This window comes from Massilia scottii (genome assembly GCF_030846495.1).
Taxonomy (GTDB): domain Bacteria; phylum Pseudomonadota; class Gammaproteobacteria; order Burkholderiales; family Burkholderiaceae_D; genus Telluria_A; species Telluria_A violaceinigra.
On record NZ_JAVCWM010000004.1, the window covers coordinates 109,112 to 129,458 of the forward strand.

A 20,347-nucleotide genomic window follows, 5' to 3' on the forward strand; every position below is an offset into this window, starting at 1 on the left:
GAGAGAAAAATGACACAAGCGTTGATGAAACCGGATTTCGCGGTGCACCAGCCGCGCGCCGTCGAGCGCCTGATCAACGGGCAGTTCGTGACGGATGGCGCCGGCGTCAAGATCAACCGCGTGCTCACGCAAAACCTGCAGCGTCGCCTGGACCCGTTTCTGATGCTCGATGCCTTCGGCAGCGACAAGCCGGGCGACTACATCGCCGGCTTTCCCGAACACCCGCACCGCGGCTTCGAGACGATTTCGTACATGATCGCCGGCAGCATGCGCCACCGCGACAGCGCCGGCAACGAAGGCCTGATCACCGACGGCGGCGTGCAGTGGATGACGGCCGGACGCGGCGTGGCCCACTCCGAAATGCCGGAGCAGACCGACGGCCTGATGGAAGGCTTCCAGCTGTGGCTTAACCTACCGGCCAGGGACAAGATGACCGCGCCATGGTACCGCGACATTCCGAATACCGACATCCCCCGCTTCACCACCGGGGCGGGGGTAACGGTGCAAGTGATCGCCGGCGCCAGCCACGGCGTGCAGGGCGCGATGCAGCGCGCAGGCACCGAGCCGCTCTACCTCGATATCGAACTGCCGGCCAACGCCATCTTTGAACAGGTGCTGCCGCCGGGGCACAACGCCTTTGTATACGTGTTCCGCGGCCAGGTGCTGATCGACGAGAAACCGGTACCGGTGTCGCGCATGGCGATCCTGGCCAACGACCCGCACTCTGACGGGGTGCGCATCATGGCCGCCCAGGCCAGCCGCCTGATCCTGATTGCCGGGCGCCCGCTGAACGAACCGATCGCCCAATACGGCCCGTTCGTGATGAACACCCAGGCCGAGGTATTCCAGGCCGTCGAGGACTTTCGCGCCGGCCGTTTCGGCGCCTGATGCACCCGCCCCCCGCCGGCTTCCAAGGCCTGGCGGGGGCCCTGCAACCACAAGGAGAACATCTTGCGCTACACTGGGGGCATGTTCCCAATCCTGACCCAGGCCCTGGCCTACGTTAGCCGCGTATGCGGCTTTGAAACCGTCGATTCCTTCCCTCCCGGGCACGCCCACGCGCGCACCCACTGGAGCGGAGCCCATTTCGACATCGCCTCCGACCTCAAGCCCGATCAGATCGAGCGCGCGCTGTGCGAGAAAATCGCCAATACGCCGCTGATCTTCGCCAACATCGCCAACCCGACGCCGGCCATGCAGCGCGTGCTGCTCGACCTGATCGGCACGCGCATGCGCCATTCGGGCGGCCAGCCGGTCGACCTGGTTTCGCTGCTGGTGAGTGCCTACCGCAGTCCGTACACCCAGGAAGCGGTGCCCGGCCTGCGCGCAGCCATCGAAGACAGCGGCGGCGACGCGCGCAGCGTGCTCGCCTTCCTCAGCGAGATGCCGGCCGCTTTCGATGTGATCGACGCCAGTCCGCGTCAGCGCGGCTTGAAATTGGTCGGCAGGTAGCGCTGGCGCAGCTGCATGAAGGGCCGCTCGACGCAGCGGTACAGCACCCAGCCCGACAAAACGCTCAGCGACAGCATTGCTGCAATCGCGGCCGGCGAAGCGGGGCCGTAGCCATGCACCGCCAGCGGCCTGGCGGCCAGGATGCACACCTGCTTGTGCGTCAGGTAGATCGAATACGACCATAGCGCCATGCCGGCGGCGCCCGGAACACGGGTCGTGCGCAGCAGCGACCTGTCGCTCAGCGCCGCCACGATCAGCAGTGAAAATCCCAGCGCCAGCATCGGATACCCCAGCACGGTGACGCCGAAGCCCTGGCGCTCGTCCAGGAACAGCCAGACCGCCAGACCGGTGACCGCCAGCCCGGCGCCCAGGGCCAGGTTGCCGCGCGACGTGAGCACGCGCCACCGGCGCGGGTGAAAATTCTTCAGCAGCGCCAGCGCCACGCCGGCCACCAGTTCATCGAAGCGGCACAAGGTCGAGTAATAAATATACTGATAATAGTTACGCGAGCCGCGCGGATTGGCGTGCACCAGTTCCTGCCAGGTATAGGCGCGTACCAGCATCCCGGCCACGATGGCCAGCGCGATGGCGGCCCAGCTCCAGCGCAGCGAACTGCGCAGCGATGCCATCGCCAGCGCCAGCGCCGGCAGCACCAGGTAAAACTGCTCCTCGATGCACAGCGACCAGGCGTGCGAAAACGCGGTGCCCGGCTCCAGGCCGATATTCTGCGTGAAGGTGAGGAAGCGCCACAGCGGCGGCAGTTCGAGCCCGGCGCGAAACCACGGCCAGAACCAGTACAGCGCCAGCATGGCGTAGAACACCGGCAGCGTGCGCAGCGCGCGCCGTCCATAAAAGCGGGCCAGCGAGAATTCGCCCTGCGAGCGCATGGCGGCGAAAATCTGGTTGCCGATCAGGTAGCCGGACAAGGCAAAAAACAGGTCCACCCCGATCCAGCCCACCTCCCCTATCCAGCCGAAGGTATCGGCACGGCTGACGAACAGCACATAGTGGTGCAGCACGACCAGGATGACGGCCAGCGCACGCAGGGTATCGAGTCCTTCGATGCGGACGCTGGAAACAGGATTTTTCATGCGCCACATGATGACATGGCGCTTCGGCAGGCGCCAGCGATGTCCGATAAAATAGACGATCCACCAATCGTCCAGGCTACCTCCGACCATGACCACCGCACGCGAGCTGCAATTCAAATCGATCAACTACACCGGCCTTGGCGCCGGCCCGCGCCTGATCGTCACCGGCGCCGTGCATGGCAACGAGACCTGCGGCACCAAGGCGATCCTGCGCGTGATGGGCGAGATCGACAGCGGCGCGCTGCACGTGGCGGCCGGCAGCGTGACCTTCGTCCCGGTGACCAACCCGCTGGCCTACGCGCTCAAGCAGCGCTCGGGCGAGCGTAACCTGAACCGCAACCTGTTCCCCAACCCGCAGCCGCAGGACTTCGAGGACCGCGTCGCCAACTGGCTGTGCCCACTGCTGGCGCAGCACGAGGTGCTGCTCGACCTGCACTCCTTCAATGCGCAAAGCCAGCCCTTCGTCATGGTCGGGCCGCGCAACAACGACGGCACCCTGCAGCCGTTCCGGCACGCCGAAAAAGAACGCGCGCTGGCGCGCCGCCTGGGCGTGCGCCGCTTCGTCGACGGCTGGCTGGCGACCTACGGCCAGGGCGTACAGCGCCGCATGAAGAGCGGCGACGAGTCGACCCTGAACCTGGTGCTGCGCTACGGGATGGGCACCACCGAATACATGCGCAGCACCGGCGGCTACGCGCTCACGCTCGAATGCGGCCAGCACCTCGATCCGGCCGCCCCCGACGTGGCCTACCGCGCCATCATCAATACGCTGGCCTTCCTCGGCGTGATCGACGCGCCCAAGCCCGAGCCGATTGCGCTGGACCAGATGGAAGCGCTGTCGATGGTGGTGGTGCACGACAAGCTCGATGCGGGCGACCGGTTCAGCCGCGTGTGGTCCAGTTTCGATGCGGTGGCCAAGGGCGACCAGATCGGCACGCGCGCCGACGGCACGCCTGTGACGGCCGACTTCGACGGCAAGATCCTGTTCCCCGATGTGAACGCGGGACCGAACCAGGAGTGGTACTACCTGACCCGCGCCAATCCGGATTTCGAGCGCTTTGCCGAGTAGGCGCGCGCGCCCTGGCGCACTGACATGAAAGCCACAAACGGGTGTGCTTCCACCTAAAAAGGCGCGCCATCCGCCCATTTATGCGGGCGGCATGAGGCGGTGACAATGTGTGAGCCTGGGCTCTTTGCGAAGGGCTAAGGTGGGATGGTCGCCGGGCGCAGCGCCCGGCGGCCATCCCGCCCGGATGTTCCTGGGCGATCAATCAACCCAATGGAGATCATCATGCCAGTGCAGGAAGCGTTGTCCTTCAATGACCTGACTTACCTCAATTCCAGTCCATCGGCCGTCAGGGCCTACTTCGAGACCGCCTACGGCAAGAACCCGGACGGCATCAGCGTCAACAGCGAGACCTACTACAATGCGGTGACCCCGGCCATCACGGCGCAGTACGGGCACCCGTGCTACAAGACGCTCGGGCCATTCAACTACGTGACCAATCCGGGCGCGCCGCCGACGTCGGCCATCGTCGGCAGCAATTACGCAATCAACAACGGCGACGATGCGGCGCAAGTGAGCCTGACGGTCGAAGGCGCGTGGTCGGACGCAACCAGCTGGTCGTCCGAAACGACCACCGGGCTGACGCTGTCGGCGGAGTTCACCATCGAGGGCGTGTTCAAGACCGGCGCCTCGTTTTCGGTGTCGACCACGGTCGGCCAGTCGTCGACCCAAAGCACCTCGCGCTCGTCGTCGTCCACGGTGACGGTCACGGTACCGGCGCGCAGCAAGCGTAAAGTGTCGATGGTGGGCACCATGTCGGACGAATCGATGTCGTTTACGGCGCCGATTGCCGTGCAGGGCTACTTCGGCGCCAACTTCCCCGACCGCGTCAACGGCCACTACTTCTGGTTTGCCGACGCCGCCTCGGCGCTGCCCAAAACCAGCGGCACCATCCAGGGCACGATCCGGCGCACGTCGGTGTTCAACGTGCAGACCGATATCGGCCCGGTCGAGTCCTTGTCGTAGCCCCGCGCCCGGCGCAGCTCAGGGAATGCCCCACACAAACGGGTCGCTCTCGTCGAAAATCAGCTGCGCCCGGGCGTTGACCCAGGCCTTGCCGCGAATGCTGGGCATGATGCGTTCGCCGTCGCGGCGGTACGAGGCGTCGAACACGCTGCCGATGATGCTCTCCTGGCGCCATTGGGCGTGTTCGGCCAGTTTGCCGTCGGCCGCCAGGCACGCCAGCTTGGCGCTGGTACCGGTGCCGCAGGGCGAGCGGTCGTAGGCCTTGCCGGGACACAGGACAAAACTCTGGCTGTCGGCGCCCGTGGCCGACGCCGCGAACAGTTCGATATGGTCGATCACGGCGCCGTCGTCGCCGGTGATGCCGTGCGCCTCGAGCGCATCGCGCAGCGCCACCGCGTACGCGGTCAGGGCGTCGACGTTGGCGCGCCGCAGCGCCAGGCCGTGGCCCGACACCAGGAAAAACCAGTTGCCGCCCCACGCCACGTCGCCCGTCACGGCGCCCGCGCCTTCCACCTGCACCGTCACCGCGTGCCGCGTGCGGTAGGACGCCACGTTATCGATGGTGACCGCGCCGTCGTCGTGCAGCTCGGCTTCGACCACGCCGACCGGCGTATCGATGCGGTGCCGCCCGGGTCCGATGCGGCCCATGAACGCGAGCGAGACCACCACCCCGATCATGCCGTGGCCGCACATGCCGAGGTAGGAGACATTGTTAAAGAAGATGACGCCGGCGGCGCAGTCGGGCGCGAACGGCTCGCACAGCAGCGCGCCGACCAGTACATCGGAGCCGCGCGGCTCGCAGACGACGGCCGAACGCACATGGTCGAAGTCGCGCCGGAAGCGCTCGCGCCGTTCGGCCAGTGGCCCGCCGCCCAGATCGGGGCCGCCGTCGATGATCAGGCGCGTCGGTTCGCCGCCGGTATGGGAGTCGATGATGGAAATGGTCTTCATGCTTCCAGCATACGCCCGGATAGCGCGATTGTCTTGCCTGCTCAAGGGCATGGTGCGACGAAATTGGCACAATCGGGCGCAGGTCCCGGCGCCGTGTCAGCCCGGCGCGAGCAGCTTCAATCCGAGGATGCCGGCCACGATCAGGGCGATGCAGGCCAGCCGCATGGCGCCCGCCGGCTCACCCAGCACCAGCATGCCGAAAATGGCCGTGCCGACGGTGCCGATGCCGGTCCAGATGGCGTACGCGGTCCCCAGCGGCAGGTGGCGCAATGCCAGTCCGAGCAAACCGACGCTGCCGGCCATCGCGGTCAGCGTCAATACGGAAGGAACGAGACGCGAAAAACCGTGGGTGTATTTCAGCCCGACGGCCCAGCCGACTTCAAGCAAACCGGCGACGAACAGATAAATCCATGCCATGACAACCTCCAAGATTGGCAAGGTCGTCCATGCCTGGCTCCGTGTGCGGCAGGGTCGTCCCCGCCGGAGAAAAAGGTGGCTCAAGTATACCATCGGCCGCGCCGATGCGTGCAGCCTGGCCTACGCAGGTATTCGCAGGAATGCGATCAGACCACCAAAGCCACCGCGCGCCGGTACGCGGCCTTGTACGATGGCTGCTGCGCCGCCAGGATGCCGAGCAGCGCCGCATGCCCTTCCCTGAACGGATCGAGCACGCCCGCGTCTTCCGCAGGGCCGGCCAGCGCCAGCGCCTTGTCGATCAGGGCCAGGTCGGCTTCCAGTTCGGCGAGCGGCAGGCCATCGCGCTCGCGCATGGTCCCCAGGCGGAAGTAGCACGAGCGCAGAGTGTGGCGGATCACGTCATGTTCGGGAAGATAACACCACAGCGTTTCCCGCTCCAGGCGCGCGATGGCGGCGCGGCAGGCCGCTTCGTTCACGTCCAGCAGGCCAAGTTCAAGCGACACGAAGCGCTTTTTGTCGAGCACGTGCGCCCATTTCACGGCGTCGCCGCAGCCTGCCTGCGCCAGCATCCGCTCCGCCTCGTCCACCTGCGCCATGGCGCTGCGGTAGTCGCGCCGCTGCACCAGCGTGTCCAGGTCTGCCATCAGGCCGTCGAAGCGGTGGCTGTCGAAATCGACCGGTTCAAGCGGCTCCGCAAAATGCTGCATCTCGTCGTTCGCCCATTGTTCGGGCGTTTGCGGCCACAGCGCCGCCAGCGCCATGTCGCCGCGCAGATAATGGCACAGCGCCAGCGCGTGCCGTGCGTGCGCAAGGTCGTCCTCGCCCACCTCCTCATTGGCGTGGGCGTCGAGCACGAACTGGCAATCCTCCATGGCCAGCTCGATCCGGCGCGGCGTGGCGCGCATTGCGCCCTCGGCCCGGTTCAGGTACAGCCAGCCGAGATCGAACTGCTTGCGGTGCTTGGCGATCAGGGTATCGAACACCTCGTAATAGATCGCACCCGGCACCAGGCGCTGGTCGCCATCGTCCAGCAGCGCGGCGACGCACGCCTTGACGCTGCGCAGCGCGAGCGGCACCAGCGCCAGGTTCCTTGCCGCGTCTTCCTTGATGGCGCGCGTGCATATCGCCTGGCTGCGCTGCGCGACCGGAATATGCTCGATCTGGTCCGGGTCGATCTGGCTGGCCGTGTCGCTCATGGCCTGGGTCACGAAGCGCTTGGGAATGCAATAGAAATAGACGGGATGGCGCTTGAAGCATGCCTCGGCCACCGCCTGCGTGAAGCTGGCGTCGGGGATCTCGTACGGCGCAAGATAGTCGTCTTCCCTGGCGACCTGCGCCAGCATGAACGGTTCGGTCCAGAACACGCTCCAGCACTCGGTCACGCACTTGGCGCGCGCATCGCGCTCGATGGCGGCGCGGTCGTGGCGCGCGACGATTGCGGGCCAGTCGGCATCCTGGCCGTAGCGCTGTTCGGCATACGCGAACAGCGCGGCATCGATGCGGTAGCCGGGTATCGCGTCGAGTGCGCACTTGTACCGGCCGATCGCCAGTTCCAGCAAGGCGCGCGTCTTGTACATGCCCGGCAGCCAGTTGTCGAATCCATAGTGCTCGCCGTGGGCGATGGCGGCCGCGATCAGGTCGTCGTCGATCAGTTCCGGCGGCACTTCTTCCAGCCGGCGCGCGTGGGCAGTCACGCACGCCAGGCACAGGGCCTTGTTCACATGCTGCGGCGGCACGCTGGCAATCGACTCGCCGCACTGCACCGCCCTGACACAAACGTCGAAGTCGATGACGGCCGCCGGTACATGCGCCAGCGCGAAGCCGCTCGTGCCGGGACGGGCCAGCAGCACCAGCGCCTTGTCGATGAAGCGCGGCGGGATGTTCTCCAGCCAACCGGGCGACGACGCGATCAGGGTTTCGGCAATCTCGCGCGTGAACGCGCTGTCGGGAAGATGTTTGGCGTAGCCCAGCTTATCCGGCCCGCTCGCGCGCACCACTTCGCGGCACAGGGCGCCGGTGCGATACTCGTCCGGCACGCGTGCGAGCGAGGCCGATTCGTCGTGCAGCATGTAATTGAGCCAGTACGCCTCGTCCCTGGCGGGCAAGGCGATGTCGGCGGCGTCGACCTGGTCCCAGTCGACGCGCTGGTCGGCTTGGTACAGGAAACCGGTGTCGTCATGGGTGTCGTAGGATGCGGCGTAGCGTTTGTCGTAGCGGCAGGCCGCGGCGTGATCGGCGTTTGCCTTGTCAAGTTCATTGCGCTGGTAATGCGCCAGGCCTTTCAGCCAGCGCGCCGATGCGAGATGCCGATCGAGTTCCAGCGCCTGCTCCAGGTCGGCCATGGCGGCACCGGCCTGGCCCGACATCAGATACGCTTCGGCGCGGTAGCGATATGCCTGCGCCGCTTCGCTTTCCTTGTACCCGGACTCCTGATTGTGCTCGATCGACATGCTCGCCAGCTCGATCGCCAGGCCAAGCTGGCGCGTGTGAACCGCGCACAAGGCCGCGTGGTTCAGTGCCGTATTGACCATGCCGGTCTGCTCTTTCGGGAACAGCGCGGCGGCCTTGCGGTATACGCCCAGCGCCTGTTCCCACGCGCCCTCGCGCAGCAGCGCGTACGCCATGCCGAACCAGGCTTCGTAGTAGGCCGGCGCGATGGCGGCCGATTTTTTATGCAGCAGATAGGCGTCCCGATGGTCGCCCGCCGCCATCGCCGCCTGCGCGGCCTGGTGAAACGGATAGCAGGCGATGTCGTAGCCGTCCTTGTAAATGGTGCGGCCGCGCTTCAGTGCGGGGATGATGGACGGGCTATGCCAGGAATAATCGTCCGACCCATCGCACAGGACGTAGGCGACGAAGCGCTCGTCGAGTACATGCACCGCATCGTGCCACGAAAACACCGGATTGGGCAGGTCGAGCTTGGCGCAGTAGTCGCCGTCCCCCAGAATGAAAATGACCGCGCCGGGGTTGAGCGTGAGCTGGTCGATCCGGTAAAACCAGGCGAACAGGAATTGCGTGTCGAGGCGCAGTTCGGGCGCGCGGCGCATGGCGCAATCGTCTTCCGCAAGCAGCCAGGCGGATTTGGCCACGACGCGGCCGCCGACCGCGTTGCTCTGCATGGCGTCGAGCCGGATCGCGTCCACATACAGGTCGCCGCTGACAAAGCCCACCTGGCCGAGCGGGTCGCCCCATCCCAGGTCGCCGCCGCCATCGTCGATATGCAGGTCGCCGTCGACGACGATGCGGCTCCAGGCCTGGCCCTCGGCCGCCTCCAGCATCTGCTTGCCGATGCTGATATTGCCGGTAACCAGCAACCACGGCGAACCGCTGTCGTCCCCGGGCGCGTCATCCTCATTGTCCTCGCCGGCGCCGGGAAAGCGTTCGCGAAAACCGGCGCGCGAGAGGCGCGTGTAGCCGTCCCAGGTCGTCAAGGGAGTGATGGTCTTTGTCATGGAAGCCTGAAAAGTGGACGGTGCGAGAGAGCAAGATATGTGAAGAACATTATTATAACGTTAACATCCCTTTCTTCCCACAGGCCGCCCTGCCCGCTCATTCGCCACGCAGCTTGCACGCGGTTACACTATCCATCCCACCATCCATAACAAGGAGCCATCAATGGCCATCGCCGCAAAAGTGTTGATCGGTATGATTTTGCTGTTGCACGTGTACTTCGTCCTGCTCGAAACGCTCCTTTTCAAGACGCGCGGGCGCCGCGTGTTCGGCCTGACTGCTGAAAAAGCCGAGATCATGGCGCCCGCCATGTCCAACCAGGGCTGCTACAACGGTTTCCTGGTAGCGGCGCTGGCGGTCGGCCTGCTCCATCCCAATGCCGAGATCGCGCATGCCTTCGTGGTGTACGGGCTGGCCTGCATCATGGTGGCCGGCGTCTGGGGCGCGCTGACGGTCAAGAAGATCATCCTGTTCTTCCAGACCGTGCCTGCCGCGCTCGCGCTGGCCCTGCTCTATCTTTCGCACTGAGCCCCGCAGTCCCTCGTTTTAGTCCCTGCCAAGCAGGAATTTTTTATATATCGTAATATGACGATATTAGATTCGGAAAAACCCGATATGCAAATCGACGCCATTCACAAGGCATTGGCCAACCCGATGCGCCGCCAGATTCTTGGCTGGCTCAAGGAACCGCATGTGCACTTCGCACATCAGGTACACAACCTCGACGTCGGGGTGTGCGCCGGCCTGATCGACGCGCGGACCGGGCTTGCGCAATCGACCGTATCGGCCCATCTGGCAGCGCTGCAGCGCGCCGGGCTGATTACCTCGCGCAAGGTAGGCCAGTGGATCTATTACAAGCGTAACGAGGAAGCCATCAAGGCTTTCCTCGACCATATGAACGAGGGACTTTAGGAGTTAAGCATGACGACATTATTCGACCCCATCACCATCGGCGATCTCACGCTGCAAAACCGCATCATCATGGCGCCGCTGACGCGCGCCCGCGCCATTGGCGGCGGCCGCGTGCCGAACGCGCTCATGGCCGAGTACTACGTACAGCGCGCCTCCGCCGGCCTGATCCTGAGCGAGGCGACCTCGGTCACGGCGCAGGGCGTGGGTTACGCCGACACGCCGGGCATCTGGTCCGACGAGCAGGTCGAAGGGTGGAAGCTGGTGACCGACGCCGTGCACAAGGCCGGGGGCAAGATCATGCTGCAACTGTGGCACGTGGGCCGCATTTCCGACCCTGAGCTGCTGAACGGCGACGCGCCGGTGGCGCCGAGCGCGATCGCGGCCAAGGGCCATGTCAGCCTGCTGCGCCCCTTGCGCGACTATCCGGTGCCGCGCGCGCTCGAGCTGGCAGAAATCCCGGGCATCGTGGCCGCTTACCGCAAGGGCGCCGAGAACGCCAAACTGGCCGGTTTCGACGGCGTGGAAGTGCACGGCGCCAATGGCTACCTGCTCGACCAGTTCCTGCAAGACAGCACCAACCAGCGCACCGACATCTACGGCGGCTCGATCGAAAACCGCGCCCGCCTGATGCTCGAGGTGACCGACGCCTGCATCGAGGTGTGGGGCGCGGGCAAAGTGGGCATGCACCTGGCGCCACGGCGCGACGCGCACGACATGGGCGACTCCGATCCGAAGGCAACCTTCGGCTACGTGGCGCGCGAGCTCGGTAAGCGCGGCATCGCGTTCATCTGCGCGCGCGAAGGCTTGGGCGAGGACCGTCTCGGCCCTTACCTGAAGCAGCAGTTCGGCGGCGTGTACATCGCCAACGAAAAGCTGACCAAGGACAGCGCCGAACAGCTGGTGGCCGCCGGTGAAGCCGATGCGGTCGCCTTCGGCCAGTGGTTCATCGCCAACCCCGACTTGCCGCGCCGCCTGCAGCTCGACGCGCCGCTGAACCCGGTGCGGTCCGACAAGTTCTACGCCTCGAACGAAGAAGGCTATACCGACTACCCTGCGCTGCAGGCGTAACTTGCAGGCATAACTACTCGGCCACGGCTTCGACCTGGATGCGCAGGTCGACATCCATCTTGAAGCCGTAATCCTTGCCGGCGCTCAGGCCGAATTCATCGCGCCTGAATCTGCCGTAGGCATCCGCACCGCACATCTCGCGCTTGAGCATGGGGTGCTGGATGCATTTGAAGCTCTTGATCTGCAGATTGACCGGCCTGATCACGCCGTGCAAGGTCAGTTCGCCCTGCAGCTGGGTCGGGGCACCATCCTTGAAGCCGGTCAGCTTGCCTTTGTAGCGCGCCGCGCCGAACTTCGCCACATCGAACAGATCCGGGCCGGCCGCCCATTTGTTCAGTGCGTCCTGGCCGAAGTCCACGCTGGCCGGGTCGATGCTGATATCGACCATGCCGTAGCCGGCCGCCTTGTCCAGGGTGACCTTGCCCGAATTGCTGTTGAATTTCCCGCGCCAGACGGACACGCCCATGTGGTCGGCCTCGAAGCTGGGGAACGTGTGGTCCGGATCGATCTTGTAAGTGACCGGTGCTGCCAGCGCGGCGCCGGTGACGCCGGCCAGCAGGAAAAAGAGAAAGTGTTTTTTCATGGTGAGTAACGGTAGGTTCACAGTGCGGGAGATCCCGGAAACTTTCCTAACCGAGGTCTGACCCCGGTTAGGAAACGTTAGCTAAGCCTGCGCTGCGTTGACAAGCGTCGCCAGGTATTTTTCGTATTCGTCGTACATGCCGCCGAAGCCCTGCTGCATGGAGGCATGGCCGGACTTGAAGGTCTCGATTTCGATGGCGCTGGCGTTGAGCGGCGTGGAATGCAAACTGAGCGTGGTTTTGCCGTCGGCCTCGCTCAGGGTGCTCGTGTTGAGCACTTCCAGCGGCCACGTCGGGCTCATCGCGTGATGGATGCGATTGCCCTCGGCGTCGGCAAAGCCGTTGACGAACACCAGGCGCTCGGGCGGCGAGATCTCGCGGTAATCGAATTTTCCGTACATCTCCACGCCCGGTCCGAAACGCATGCAGTAATGGAACACGCCGCCCGGCTGAGGCTCGTGGCGGATCACCTCGATGGTGCAGCCCTGCGGCCCCCACCATTTCTGCAGGTGTTCGGTGTCGATCATGGTCTTGAACACGAGTTCGCGCGGCGCGTTGAAGACGCGCGTCAGTACGAAATCGACGCTGGAATCAGGGTTGGTCATCGTGGTGCTCCTTTGTTTGCAGGTGGGTGAGATAGTCGTCGAGCCGGTCGAGGCTGCCCTCCCAGAACCGGCGGTAATGCGCCATCCAGTCGGCTGCCTCGCGCAGCGGTTGCGCGTCGAGTTTGCAGGGACGCCATTGCGCCTGCCGTCCGCGGGTGATCAGGCCGGCACGTTCGAGCACCTTGAGGTGCTTGGTCACGGCTGGCAAACTCATCTGGAAGGGCGCCGCCAGCGCGCTCACCGATGCTTCCCCGTCCGCCAGGCGGGCCAGGATGGCGCGCCGGGTCGGATCGGCCAGGGCCGCGAACGTGGTGCTGAGGTGGTCTTGCCGCATACTAAACCCGGTGGTTAATTAACCTGAAGGTAAATTATCATCTGTCGACACGATCGTCAAGCGCCGCCCGTCTGCGCCGGCTGCCCGCGGCCGGGAGAACGCTGTCGAAATTTTTTACTCCGGTAACTTTGACATTCCTGAAATCGTTGCTATAATCTTGTCTTTCGCGGCTGTAGCTCAGCTGGATAGAGTACTTGGCTACGAACCAAGGGGTCGTGGGTTCAATTCCTGCCAGCCGCACCATTATTCGTAAGATTGAAGGCCTGAAGAGAAATCTTCGGGCCTTTTTTCTTTTCACACAACATTTTGTTGCAGTGTCACATTCTCTTACACTTTAGCCGCCAGACGGATTCTTGCGTTTTAAAAGAAGAAGCGCTCTCTTCCAAGGAATTAAACGCGCGTTAGTGTAGGTATTAACCTACAAATAATACGTTGGCTTGGTAATCTTTGTAAATATGCATTAGAATCGGACGCGCTCCCCTATGAAAATGTAAAAATGGACTTATAGGGGAGCAATTAATTTGCCGGTGCAAGATTGCAGCGGCGTTGCGCGCACGTCGCGTCGTATCGCCGATGTTGAACGCGCCTTTGCTAGCATTAAGCTCCCCGATTCTTGATAACCAGGCCGTCTTGCACGGCTGATTTTTTCTTACGAGGTAACACCTATGAAACATATGAAATCCCTGATTGCTGCGGCTGTCCTGGCAACCGCATCACTCGGTTCGACGGCGGCCTTCGCTGCTGACATTTCCAACAACCCGCAAGCGCTGGCTGTGCTGGACAACACTGCCAACTTCGGCAGCTCGTTCCTGCTGAACAACCAGAACAACACCTTTGCCGACAAGTTCCGTTTCTCGATCACCCGCGTCGAGCACGACTTCGACGCCATCGTGTCGTCGATCACCCGTAACGCTTCGACCGGCATGGACATCACCGGTCTGAGCCTGTTCAGCAACAACGGCACCCTGATCACCTCCGGTACCCAGGAAAGCACTGGCGCCGTGGACATCTGGAGCCTGCGCGCGGACAGCCTGGGCCTGGGTAACTACTACCTGCAGGTCAGCGGCAAGATGGTTTCGGGCACCGGCGGCAGCTTCGGCGGCACCGTCATGCTGGCACCAGTACCAGAACCAGAAACCTACGGCATGATGCTGGCAGGCCTGGGCGTGGTCGGTTTCCTGGCCCGTCGTCGCAAAGCAGCCAAGCAAGCGTAAGTTCTTGCTTGTTGCATAAAAAAACGGAAGCTTCGGCTTCCGTTTTTTTTTCGTCCCGAACCAGGCGCCCTAACCGCGCACTTTCTTGATCACGCTGCGGTTGCTCAGAATTTCCTCGATCTGCTCGAAGCGCACCGGCTTGACCATGTGATGATCGAACCCGGCCTCGAAGGCCAGCTGGCGATCCTTTTCCTGGCCCCAGCCGGTCACCGCGATCAGCAAGGTCATTTGCCCGCACGACAGGCGCCGGATACCGCGCGCCAGGTCGTAGCCCGACATTTGCGGCAGGCCGATATCGAGAAACGCATAATCGGGGCAAAAGCGCGCCGCCGCCGTCAGCGCATCGGGCCCGTTGTGGGTGATCACCACGCTGTGCCCCATGGCCGAGAGCAAGGCGCCGATACTGTTGACGAAGTCGACGTTGTCGTCGGCCAGCAAGATCCGGTAGGTTTCCGAGGTCATGAAGGCGGCCGGGCTGGTCTTGGTCGGCATTTCCGGCTCGACCACGATCGGCAGGCGCACCACGAATTCGCTGCCGCGGTTGATGCCGGCGCTGTGCGCTTCGATGCTGCCGCCATGCAGTTCGACCAGGCGGCGCGCCAGCGACAGCCCCACGCCCAGCCCCGCATTGGTGCGCTCCAGGGTCGAGTCGACCTGCACGAACATTTCGAACACGTGATTGAGCATGTCGGGCGCGATGCCGATGCCGTTGTCGGCCACCTGGATCACCAGGTCGCGCTCTTCCACCCGCGCCGTCAGGCTGACCCGGCCGCCGCGGTTGGTGTACTTGGCCGCATTGTTGAGCAGGTTCGACAAGATCTGCGCCAGGCGCGTGGCGTCGCCATGCAGGAACACCGGCCGGTCGGGCAGATCGATGGCCAGCTCGTGGCCGTGCAGTTCGATGTAGGAACGCACCACTTCGAGCGCATCGTTGACCACCGCCTTGAGTTCGACCCGGCCCATCTTGATGGCGAACTTGCCGGTATTGATGCGCGAGACGTCCAGCAAATCGTCCACCAGCCTGACCATCTGGCGCAGCTGGCGTTCCATGATGTCGGTGGCGCGCTGGGTGGCCTGGGCGTCGCCGCTGCGGATGCGCAGGATGTCGAGCCCGGTGCGGATCGGTGCCAGCGGATTGCGCAGTTCGTGCGCCAGGGTCGCCAGGAACTCGTCCTTGCGGCGGTCGGCCACCAGCAGCGCTTCCTCGGCCCGGTGGCGTACCTGCATTTCGTGCTCCAGCGTCAGGTTGGCTTCCTGCAGGGCGTGCGAGCGGCGTCCGATCTCGGCCAGCATGTCGTTGAAGGCCGCCACCAGCACCCCGATTTCGCCCGGATTATTGCCCGGCACGCGCAGGCTGAAGTCGCGCCGCTGCATCACTTCGCGCGCCACGTTGGTCACCGCCAGCAGTGGACGCGTGATGCTCTGCTGCAGGCGCGAGGCCACCAGGGCCGCGATCACCAGCGAGATCAGCAGCACGATGCCGAGGATCGCCGCGTAATTGAGCATGCGTTCGACCAGGCCGAAGCGCGCGCGCAGGTACACCGTGCCCAGCACTTCGCCATTGTCGACAATGTTGTGGTACACCACCAGCTCGCCACGGTCGATGGTGTAGCCGGGCCGGCCCGGCTTGACCGGATACGCCGGCTCCAGCGAACCCTGGGTGTAGGAGGCAAAGCGCACGCCGCTGCTGGTGTAGACCGCGCCCGACAGGATCTGCGGACGCACCCTGAGCACGGCCAGGTTCTGCTGCGCGCTCCTGGCATCGTTGAACGAGAGCGCCGGCGCGCTGACGCTGGCGATGATGTCGGCCTGGGTCATCAGGTCGTCGACCCAGTATTGCTGGAACGTGCGCAGGTCGTACAGCAGCATGGCGATCGAGGCCGACAGCAGCGCCACGAAGGTGGTCGAGACGGCCATGAGGATGAGTTTGCTACGGACGGAGCCGGTATCGTGTTGCATCACGGTGCTCCCTTGTGAACGTGATTGGCCACTGTCAGCAGGCGCGAACTGAGCTTGACGCTGTTCCGGTCGGCCGCTTCGAGCGAGACGTCGAAGCGCACGCGCTCTTCGACGATCCTGAAATTGATAACACTGCCTTGCTGCAGTCCTTGTTGCGATTCCGTCACCACCAGGGTCGGCCCGGCGCCGATCGCGCGCAGCGCATTGCGCAGGCGCACAGGATCGTCGCCGCCGACGAACAGCAGATGCACCCCGGCCGGCGCAGCGTGCTCGCGCAGGGTGCGCACCGCCACCGGCCGCCCCTGCACCACGCGCCCGGCCACGATGCGGGCCAGGTCGGCGGCCAGGTCGTCGGCCCCGGTCACGCCGATCACCAGCGGCGCGGCGCCATCGGCGAAGGCCGAGGCCGGAAACTCCGCGTAGCCCAGGAACTTATACAGGAAAGCGGCCTTGATGCTGCGTTCGAGTGATGCGGCGCCGCCCGCCGGCAAGGCCGCCTGCGCGCCGCACAGGCCGGGCACGGCAAGCGGCGCAAGTGGCGCAAGCAACGCAAACAAGAAACTGGCGGCCATGCCGCGCGACAGTGCGCGGCGCGGCGGAGAGGGTTCGCGGCCGGGCATGGGAGGCGCCGCGCTCAAAACCGCGCGCTCAGCTGGAGCGACACGGCGCGCTCGATCAGGCGGCGCGTGGCGGGCGGCCCGAATTCGGCGTGCGAGCGATGCAGCAGGTTGCGGCCGGCCAGCGCCACCTCCACGTTCCGAAGCGGCTGCCAGGCCATTCTCAGGTCGAGCTCGTAGTACGCCGGCACCAGCGGCTGCGGCAGCTGGCCGACCCGGCGCAGGGCCAGCTCGGCCTGCCACGCGTCGGACAGTTCGTGCGACGATCGCAGCGACCAGTAGCTGGCCGGATCGTTGGTGCCGATGCCGGTCGCGGCCGAGACGTCGCGGCTGCCGGGCACGAGGCCGGCGTCGATATCCTGCAGCACCATGCCGGCCACCAGGCGCCAGCGCGGCGCGACCTGCCAGCGGCTCCAGAACTCCAGCCCGCGCGTGTTCGCTTCGCCCATGTTGGCGAATTCGGCCCCCGGCGCAGGGGCCCCCGGCGCAGGGGCGCCCGGCGCAGGGGCGCGCGGTTCCAGGGTGCGCAAGCGGTCGTAATCGCTGGCGAACACGGTCACCGAATACGAGACGCTGGGCAGCGGCTGGGCGCGAAAACCGGCTTCCAGCACGCGCACTGTTTCGGCGACAAAGTCCGGACCGCCCTCGATGCTGTAGCCGCCGCGCGCACTGCGCAGGTACATGTCGCGGTCCAGGCGGGACGGCGCGCGCACGTTGCGCGAGGCGGCCGCCCACAGCACGCTGGTCGGACTGGCGTTCCAGACCATGCGCATGCTGGGCAGCTTTTCCATGCCGGTGTAGGTGTTGTGTTCCAGTTTGACTCCGATACTCATCCGCAAAGTACTGCTCAGTTGCATCTTATCTTGCGCGAACACATTCGCCCAGCGCAGATTCTTGTCCGCCGGGAAAAAAGCCAGCAAGCTGCCGCCGCTGACCCGGTCCCAGGCATGGCGGTAGCCGCCGCCCCAGGCCAGGCTGTGCGACGCGCCCAGACGCATGCCGTGCTGCATGTCGAGGTCGACCATGTCGAGCCGCTGCGAGCCGGTGCCGGACTGGACCCGTTCGGTATGGTCGAGCGAGGCCTGGATGCGCCAGTCGCTGCCGTCGGCCAGGATGCCGCTGGCGCGTCCCAGCAGGTTGGCGCCGCTCGCCCGCGTTTCGCCGCCGCCGCGCCGCTGCAAGCTGCCGCGGTACGCATCGGCGCTCAGGCTGGCGGCGCCCGTGCCGCTTTTCCAGTCGCTGCGAAAGCCGGCCTGGCGCCGCTCCAGGCCGCCGCCCGGCGCGTCCGCAAAGTCCTCGATGTCGCTGGCCTTGGCGTACACGCGGTACAGGCCGCCGCCGTCGAGCTTGCCGCCCTGGCGCACGGTCACGCCGCGCTCGCGCCGGCCGGCGTCCAGCGACAGCAGCGCGCCCTGGCTGTTGGCGGCGTTGCGGGTGATGATGTTGATCACGCCGTTGACCGCGTTGGCGCCCCAGATGGTCGCACCCGGCCCGCTGATGACTTCGATGCGCTCGATGTCTTCCATCACCACGTCCTGGGTGTCCCAGAACACGCCGGAAAACAGCGGCGAGTAGACGCTGCGCCCGTCGATCAGCACCAGCAGCTTGTTCTCGATGGTGCTGGCAAAGCCGCGCGCGGTGATCGCGTAGGTGCCGCCATCGCTGCGCGCCACCTGCAGGTTGGGCGCCAGGCGCAGCGCTTCGGGCAGGCTGCGGGCGCCGGCGCGGGCGATGTCGGCGCCGGCGATCACGTACAGCGACACCGGGGCATCGGCCAGGCGCGCCGGCTGGCGCGACACCGAGCTGACCACGATGTCGGAGAGCTGTTCCAGCGAAAAATCGAGCAGGGACGCCTGATCCACATTCGCCCGCGCGCCAGCGCCATGCAACAGGCCCGCGCATGCGATGAAATGGATCAGAAATGGCAGTTTACGCATGCTTGCTATCGTAGAACATTTTCTGTCATGAACAAAGCAGCGCACGTTAACAGCTATTTGCAAGCGTTGGTTTATTGTTGGTGGTGGCAATTTGCCTACAACAAGTTGCGCCAGTGCGACGCAAAGCGCATGCTAGACGCCGAATTCGGCCGCGGCCTTGGCGGCCCACAAGGCTTCCAGATAGCTCGGGTAGGGAATGTCGTAACTGTCGATGACCCCATCCTCGCCGACGAAACTGGTCCACCAGCCGTCGGCCGCCGCCGCGATGGCGATATCGCCCGGCTTGCAATGCTCGCCGATGGCTTCATCCTGTTCGAGCACGACGATGTTGACCCTCCTGTGCTTGACGATACTTGCCATGAATCACCTCTTGTTTATTTTGAGCCATAAATAGAATAGATAACTGACATCACAAACATCAATTAGATTTATTTTCTGCAGTGCAGCATACTGCATCTGTCTCCTCTATTCTCCTCCAAGAAAATAGATTCAGCCCGCTCTCTGAGCGGGCTTTTTTTTGCCTGGAGGCTCGAGCGGGCGACAAGGCTGAACCTTGGCGGCCTGGCATGGCCCGATCCCGACAGCGCCCGAGGACCGGCACAGCATGCCGCCAGGCCCGCCCGACTGCGACGCCAGGCCCGGCCCGATCGATGCGCCCTGGCCAAGGAAGCCCTGCGAAAAGTCCGATCCGCGCCTGTTTGGTGTACGATTCGCTCATGTTTTCGTTTCCACAACTTCGCATCGTCAATTTTTCATGAAACAGGCTTCTCATGCACGAAACTGGTAACGCCGCCGGAGCGGCCAGCGCCGACTGGAGCGCCACCGACCTGGGCGACCCGCTCGCCTGGCCCGATACCTTGCGCCAGTGCGTCGACATCGTCCTCAACACCCCGCTGCCGATGCTGCTGCTGTGGGGCCCGCGCCGCATCGTGGTATTCAATGACGCCTACGCCGACCTGGCCGGTCCGCGCCACCCGCGCGCTCCGGGCGGCCGCGTTCCCGCGGTCTGGCCCGCCCCGCTCGCGGCCAGCCCGGCGGCGCTCGAGCGCGCGCTCGGCGGCGATGTGGTCCGGCTCGAGCGCCAGCGCCTGAGTTTCTTGCGCGACGGCGCCATGGAAAGCGCCGACTACGACCTGTTCTACACCCCGGTGCGCGATGGCGCCGCGGTCGGCGGCGTGCTGTGCGCGGTGGCGCCGAGCGCGCCTCCGGCCAGCGTGGCGGCGCCCGCCGACGGCTTGCGCATCCTGGTGGTCGAGGACAATCTGGACTCGCAATACCTGGTGGTCGAGATGCTGCGCGCCTTCGGCCACGAAGCCGAAGGCGTGGGCGACGCCGAAAACGCGCTGGCGATGTTGGCCCGCAACAGCTACAACGTGCTGTTTTCCGACGTCAGCCTGCCCGGCATGTCCGGGGTCGACATGGCGCGCGAAGCGCTGCGCCTGCAAGGCGGCCTGAACGTCATCTTCGCGTCCGGTTACGGCGATGCCCTGCTGCGCCATGTGGAGTTCGCCCACCAGTCGCTGCAAAAACCCTATGAACTTGAACAGCTGCAAGCGGCACTCGCCACAGTTTCCAAGCAGCTGCATAGCGGAGTATGATCGGTTCAAGTGTGTGGTTCGATGCGGCGCCGGTCGGCTAGAATCGTCGTCGCGCCGCCCGCCGCAGTAGTGCGCAGGAGACGTCGCGGGGCTGTCCCCGCCCATTCCTTCACGGTTGCCCAAATCCAG

The 20,347-nt window shown here is 64.9% G+C and carries 20 protein-coding genes and 1 tRNA gene; 10 read left to right on the top strand and 11 right to left on the bottom strand.

Annotation, left to right across the window (positions count from 1 at the left end):
• The first annotated feature begins 9 nt into the window (after window positions 1-9).
• A complete protein-coding gene (locus RBA41_RS06590; protein ID WP_306622261.1) occupies window positions 10-888 on the top strand; it encodes a pirin family protein in 879 nt (292 codons plus the stop codon).
• A 63-nt stretch (window positions 889-951) separates the two neighbouring features.
• Entirely contained in the window at window positions 952-1,452 is a 501-nt protein-coding gene (locus tag RBA41_RS06595; protein WP_306622263.1) for a hypothetical protein, read from the top strand.
• On the opposite strand, the gene RBA41_RS06600 is transcribed toward RBA41_RS06595, so the two are convergent.
• Window positions 1,422-2,633: an acyltransferase family protein gene (locus tag RBA41_RS06600; RefSeq protein WP_306622265.1), complete on the bottom strand. Its 1,212-nt coding sequence runs from the start codon at window positions 2,631-2,633 to the stop codon at window positions 1,422-1,424. The genes RBA41_RS06595 and RBA41_RS06600 overlap by 31 nt on opposite strands.
• Between RBA41_RS06600 and RBA41_RS06605 the strand changes: the two genes are divergently transcribed.
• Together RBA41_RS06605 and RBA41_RS06610 are read left to right on the top strand one after the other, a co-directional pair.
• Window positions 2,632-3,612, top strand: a complete 981-nt coding sequence (locus tag RBA41_RS06605; RefSeq protein WP_306622267.1) for a M14 family metallopeptidase — start codon at window positions 2,632-2,634, stop codon at window positions 3,610-3,612. The genes RBA41_RS06600 and RBA41_RS06605 overlap by 2 nt on opposite strands.
• 222 nt (window positions 3,613-3,834) lie before the next feature.
• Entirely contained in the window at window positions 3,835-4,575 is a 741-nt protein-coding gene (locus RBA41_RS06610) for a hypothetical protein (protein ID WP_306622269.1), read from the top strand.
• Between the two features lie 18 nt (window positions 4,576-4,593).
• On the opposite strand, the gene RBA41_RS06615 is transcribed toward RBA41_RS06610, so the two are convergent.
• From RBA41_RS06615 to RBA41_RS06625, 3 genes are all read right to left on the bottom strand, one after another.
• A complete protein-coding gene (locus RBA41_RS06615) occupies window positions 4,594-5,526 on the bottom strand; it encodes a 4-hydroxyproline epimerase (protein ID WP_306622271.1) in 933 nt (310 codons plus the stop codon).
• Between the two features lie 96 nt (window positions 5,527-5,622).
• On the bottom strand, window positions 5,623-5,943 hold the full coding sequence (gene sugE, locus RBA41_RS06620; protein ID WP_306622273.1) for a quaternary ammonium compound efflux SMR transporter SugE: 321 nt from the start codon (window positions 5,941-5,943) through the stop codon (window positions 5,623-5,625).
• A gap of 146 nt (window positions 5,944-6,089) precedes the next feature.
• Window positions 6,090-9,395 (bottom strand): tetratricopeptide repeat protein, encoded by a 3,306-nt coding sequence (locus RBA41_RS06625; RefSeq protein WP_306622275.1) that lies wholly within the window; start codon window positions 9,393-9,395, stop codon window positions 6,090-6,092.
• A gap of 163 nt (window positions 9,396-9,558) precedes the next feature.
• On the opposite strand from RBA41_RS06625, the gene RBA41_RS06630 reads away from it, so the two are divergent.
• The 3 genes from RBA41_RS06630 (at window position 9,559) to RBA41_RS06640 (ending at window position 11,373) form a co-directional block, all read left to right on the top strand.
• Window positions 9,559-9,921: a DUF1304 domain-containing protein gene (locus RBA41_RS06630; RefSeq protein ID WP_306622277.1), complete on the top strand. Its 363-nt coding sequence runs from the start codon at window positions 9,559-9,561 to the stop codon at window positions 9,919-9,921.
• Between the two features lie 87 nt (window positions 9,922-10,008).
• A complete protein-coding gene (locus RBA41_RS06635) occupies window positions 10,009-10,305 on the top strand; it encodes an ArsR/SmtB family transcription factor (protein WP_099882799.1) in 297 nt (98 codons plus the stop codon).
• A 9-nt stretch (window positions 10,306-10,314) separates the two neighbouring features.
• Window positions 10,315-11,373: an alkene reductase gene (locus RBA41_RS06640; RefSeq protein WP_306622280.1), complete on the top strand. Its 1,059-nt coding sequence runs from the start codon at window positions 10,315-10,317 to the stop codon at window positions 11,371-11,373.
• Window positions 11,374-11,386: 13 nt separating this feature from the next.
• Here RBA41_RS06640 and RBA41_RS06645 read toward each other — a convergent pair whose 3' ends face one another.
• The 3 genes from RBA41_RS06645 to RBA41_RS06655 form a co-directional block, all read right to left on the bottom strand.
• Window positions 11,387-11,956: a YceI family protein gene (locus RBA41_RS06645; protein WP_306622282.1), complete on the bottom strand. Its 570-nt coding sequence runs from the start codon at window positions 11,954-11,956 to the stop codon at window positions 11,387-11,389.
• An 81-nt stretch (window positions 11,957-12,037) separates the two neighbouring features.
• Window positions 12,038-12,559, bottom strand: a complete 522-nt coding sequence (locus RBA41_RS06650) for an SRPBCC family protein (RefSeq protein ID WP_306622284.1) — start codon at window positions 12,557-12,559, stop codon at window positions 12,038-12,040.
• The gene (locus tag RBA41_RS06655) at window positions 12,546-12,893 is read right to left on the bottom strand and encodes an ArsR/SmtB family transcription factor (RefSeq protein ID WP_306622286.1); all 348 of its coding nucleotides are present in this window, start codon (window positions 12,891-12,893) and stop codon (window positions 12,546-12,548) included. Before RBA41_RS06655 ends, RBA41_RS06650 begins: the two co-directional genes overlap by 14 nt.
• A gap of 166 nt (window positions 12,894-13,059) precedes the next feature.
• Here RBA41_RS06655 and RBA41_RS06660 point away from each other — a divergent pair.
• Together RBA41_RS06660 and RBA41_RS06665 are read left to right on the top strand one after the other, a co-directional pair.
• Window positions 13,060-13,136, top strand: a tRNA-Arg gene (locus RBA41_RS06660).
• Window positions 13,137-13,567: 431 nt separating this feature from the next.
• On the top strand, window positions 13,568-14,107 hold the full coding sequence (locus RBA41_RS06665) for an FxDxF family PEP-CTERM protein (protein ID WP_306622288.1): 540 nt from the start codon (window positions 13,568-13,570) through the stop codon (window positions 14,105-14,107).
• A 69-nt stretch (window positions 14,108-14,176) separates the two neighbouring features.
• Here the strand turns inward: RBA41_RS06665 and RBA41_RS06670 are convergent, their stop codons facing one another.
• The 4 genes from RBA41_RS06670 to RBA41_RS06685 form a co-directional block, all read right to left on the bottom strand.
• Complete coding sequence (locus RBA41_RS06670; RefSeq protein ID WP_306622290.1) at window positions 14,177-16,066, bottom strand: sensor histidine kinase, YfiR-like protein-associated; 1,890 nt, start codon at window positions 16,064-16,066, stop codon at window positions 14,177-14,179.
• Window positions 16,066-16,686: a TOL_0243 family YfiR-like periplasmic protein gene (locus RBA41_RS06675; RefSeq protein ID WP_306622293.1), complete on the bottom strand. Its 621-nt coding sequence runs from the start codon at window positions 16,684-16,686 to the stop codon at window positions 16,066-16,068. Before RBA41_RS06675 ends, RBA41_RS06670 begins: the two co-directional genes overlap by 1 nt.
• A 14-nt stretch (window positions 16,687-16,700) precedes the next feature.
• Complete coding sequence (locus RBA41_RS06680) at window positions 16,701-18,620, bottom strand: TOL_0244 family TonB-dependent receptor (protein WP_306622295.1); 1,920 nt, start codon at window positions 18,618-18,620, stop codon at window positions 16,701-16,703.
• A 132-nt stretch (window positions 18,621-18,752) separates the two neighbouring features.
• The gene (locus tag RBA41_RS06685; RefSeq protein WP_306622297.1) at window positions 18,753-18,980 is read right to left on the bottom strand and encodes a hypothetical protein; all 228 of its coding nucleotides are present in this window, start codon (window positions 18,978-18,980) and stop codon (window positions 18,753-18,755) included.
• A gap of 410 nt (window positions 18,981-19,390) precedes the next feature.
• Between RBA41_RS06685 and RBA41_RS06690 the strand changes: the two genes are divergently transcribed.
• Window positions 19,391-20,218 carry a response regulator gene (locus RBA41_RS06690; protein ID WP_306622299.1) on the top strand — a complete coding sequence of 276 codons (828 nt, stop codon included), beginning with the start codon at window positions 19,391-19,393 and terminating at the stop codon, window positions 20,216-20,218.
• Window positions 20,219-20,347 lie beyond the last annotated feature (129 nt).

Excerpts from the sequence above, each read along its gene's own strand:
- RBA41_RS06670 (WP_306622290.1), bottom strand. The coding sequence starts at position 16,066 with ATGCAACACGATACCGGCTCCGTCCGTAGCAAACTCATCCTCATGGCC.
- sugE (WP_306622273.1), bottom strand. The coding sequence starts at position 5,943 with ATGGCATGGATTTATCTGTTCGTCGCCGGTTTGCTTGAAGTCGGCTGG.
- RBA41_RS06600 (WP_306622265.1), bottom strand. The coding sequence starts at position 2,633 with ATGGTCGGAGGTAGCCTGGACGATTGGTGGATCGTCTATTTTATCGGA.
- RBA41_RS06615 (WP_306622271.1), bottom strand. The coding sequence starts at position 5,526 with ATGAAGACCATTTCCATCATCGACTCCCATACCGGCGGCGAACCGACG.
- RBA41_RS06690 (WP_306622299.1), top strand. The coding sequence starts at position 19,391 with ATGCACGAAACTGGTAACGCCGCCGGAGCGGCCAGCGCCGACTGGAGC.
- RBA41_RS06635 (WP_099882799.1), top strand. The coding sequence starts at position 10,009 with ATGCAAATCGACGCCATTCACAAGGCATTGGCCAACCCGATGCGCCGC.
- RBA41_RS06665 (WP_306622288.1), top strand. The coding sequence starts at position 13,568 with ATGAAATCCCTGATTGCTGCGGCTGTCCTGGCAACCGCATCACTCGGT.
- RBA41_RS06590 (WP_306622261.1), top strand. The coding sequence starts at position 10 with ATGACACAAGCGTTGATGAAACCGGATTTCGCGGTGCACCAGCCGCGC.
- RBA41_RS06630 (WP_306622277.1), top strand. The coding sequence starts at position 9,559 with ATGGCCATCGCCGCAAAAGTGTTGATCGGTATGATTTTGCTGTTGCAC.
- RBA41_RS06605 (WP_306622267.1), top strand. The coding sequence starts at position 2,632 with ATGACCACCGCACGCGAGCTGCAATTCAAATCGATCAACTACACCGGC.
- RBA41_RS06680 (WP_306622295.1), bottom strand. The coding sequence starts at position 18,620 with ATGCGTAAACTGCCATTTCTGATCCATTTCATCGCATGCGCGGGCCTG.
- RBA41_RS06685 (WP_306622297.1), bottom strand. The coding sequence starts at position 18,980 with ATGGCAAGTATCGTCAAGCACAGGAGGGTCAACATCGTCGTGCTCGAA.
- RBA41_RS06645 (WP_306622282.1), bottom strand. The coding sequence starts at position 11,956 with ATGAAAAAACACTTTCTCTTTTTCCTGCTGGCCGGCGTCACCGGCGCC.
- RBA41_RS06610 (WP_306622269.1), top strand. The coding sequence starts at position 3,835 with ATGCCAGTGCAGGAAGCGTTGTCCTTCAATGACCTGACTTACCTCAAT.
- RBA41_RS06655 (WP_306622286.1), bottom strand. The coding sequence starts at position 12,893 with ATGCGGCAAGACCACCTCAGCACCACGTTCGCGGCCCTGGCCGATCCG.
- RBA41_RS06640 (WP_306622280.1), top strand. The coding sequence starts at position 10,315 with ATGACGACATTATTCGACCCCATCACCATCGGCGATCTCACGCTGCAA.
- RBA41_RS06650 (WP_306622284.1), bottom strand. The coding sequence starts at position 12,559 with ATGACCAACCCTGATTCCAGCGTCGATTTCGTACTGACGCGCGTCTTC.
- RBA41_RS06625 (WP_306622275.1), bottom strand. The coding sequence starts at position 9,395 with ATGACAAAGACCATCACTCCCTTGACGACCTGGGACGGCTACACGCGC.
- RBA41_RS06675 (WP_306622293.1), bottom strand. The coding sequence starts at position 16,686 with ATGCCCGGCCGCGAACCCTCTCCGCCGCGCCGCGCACTGTCGCGCGGC.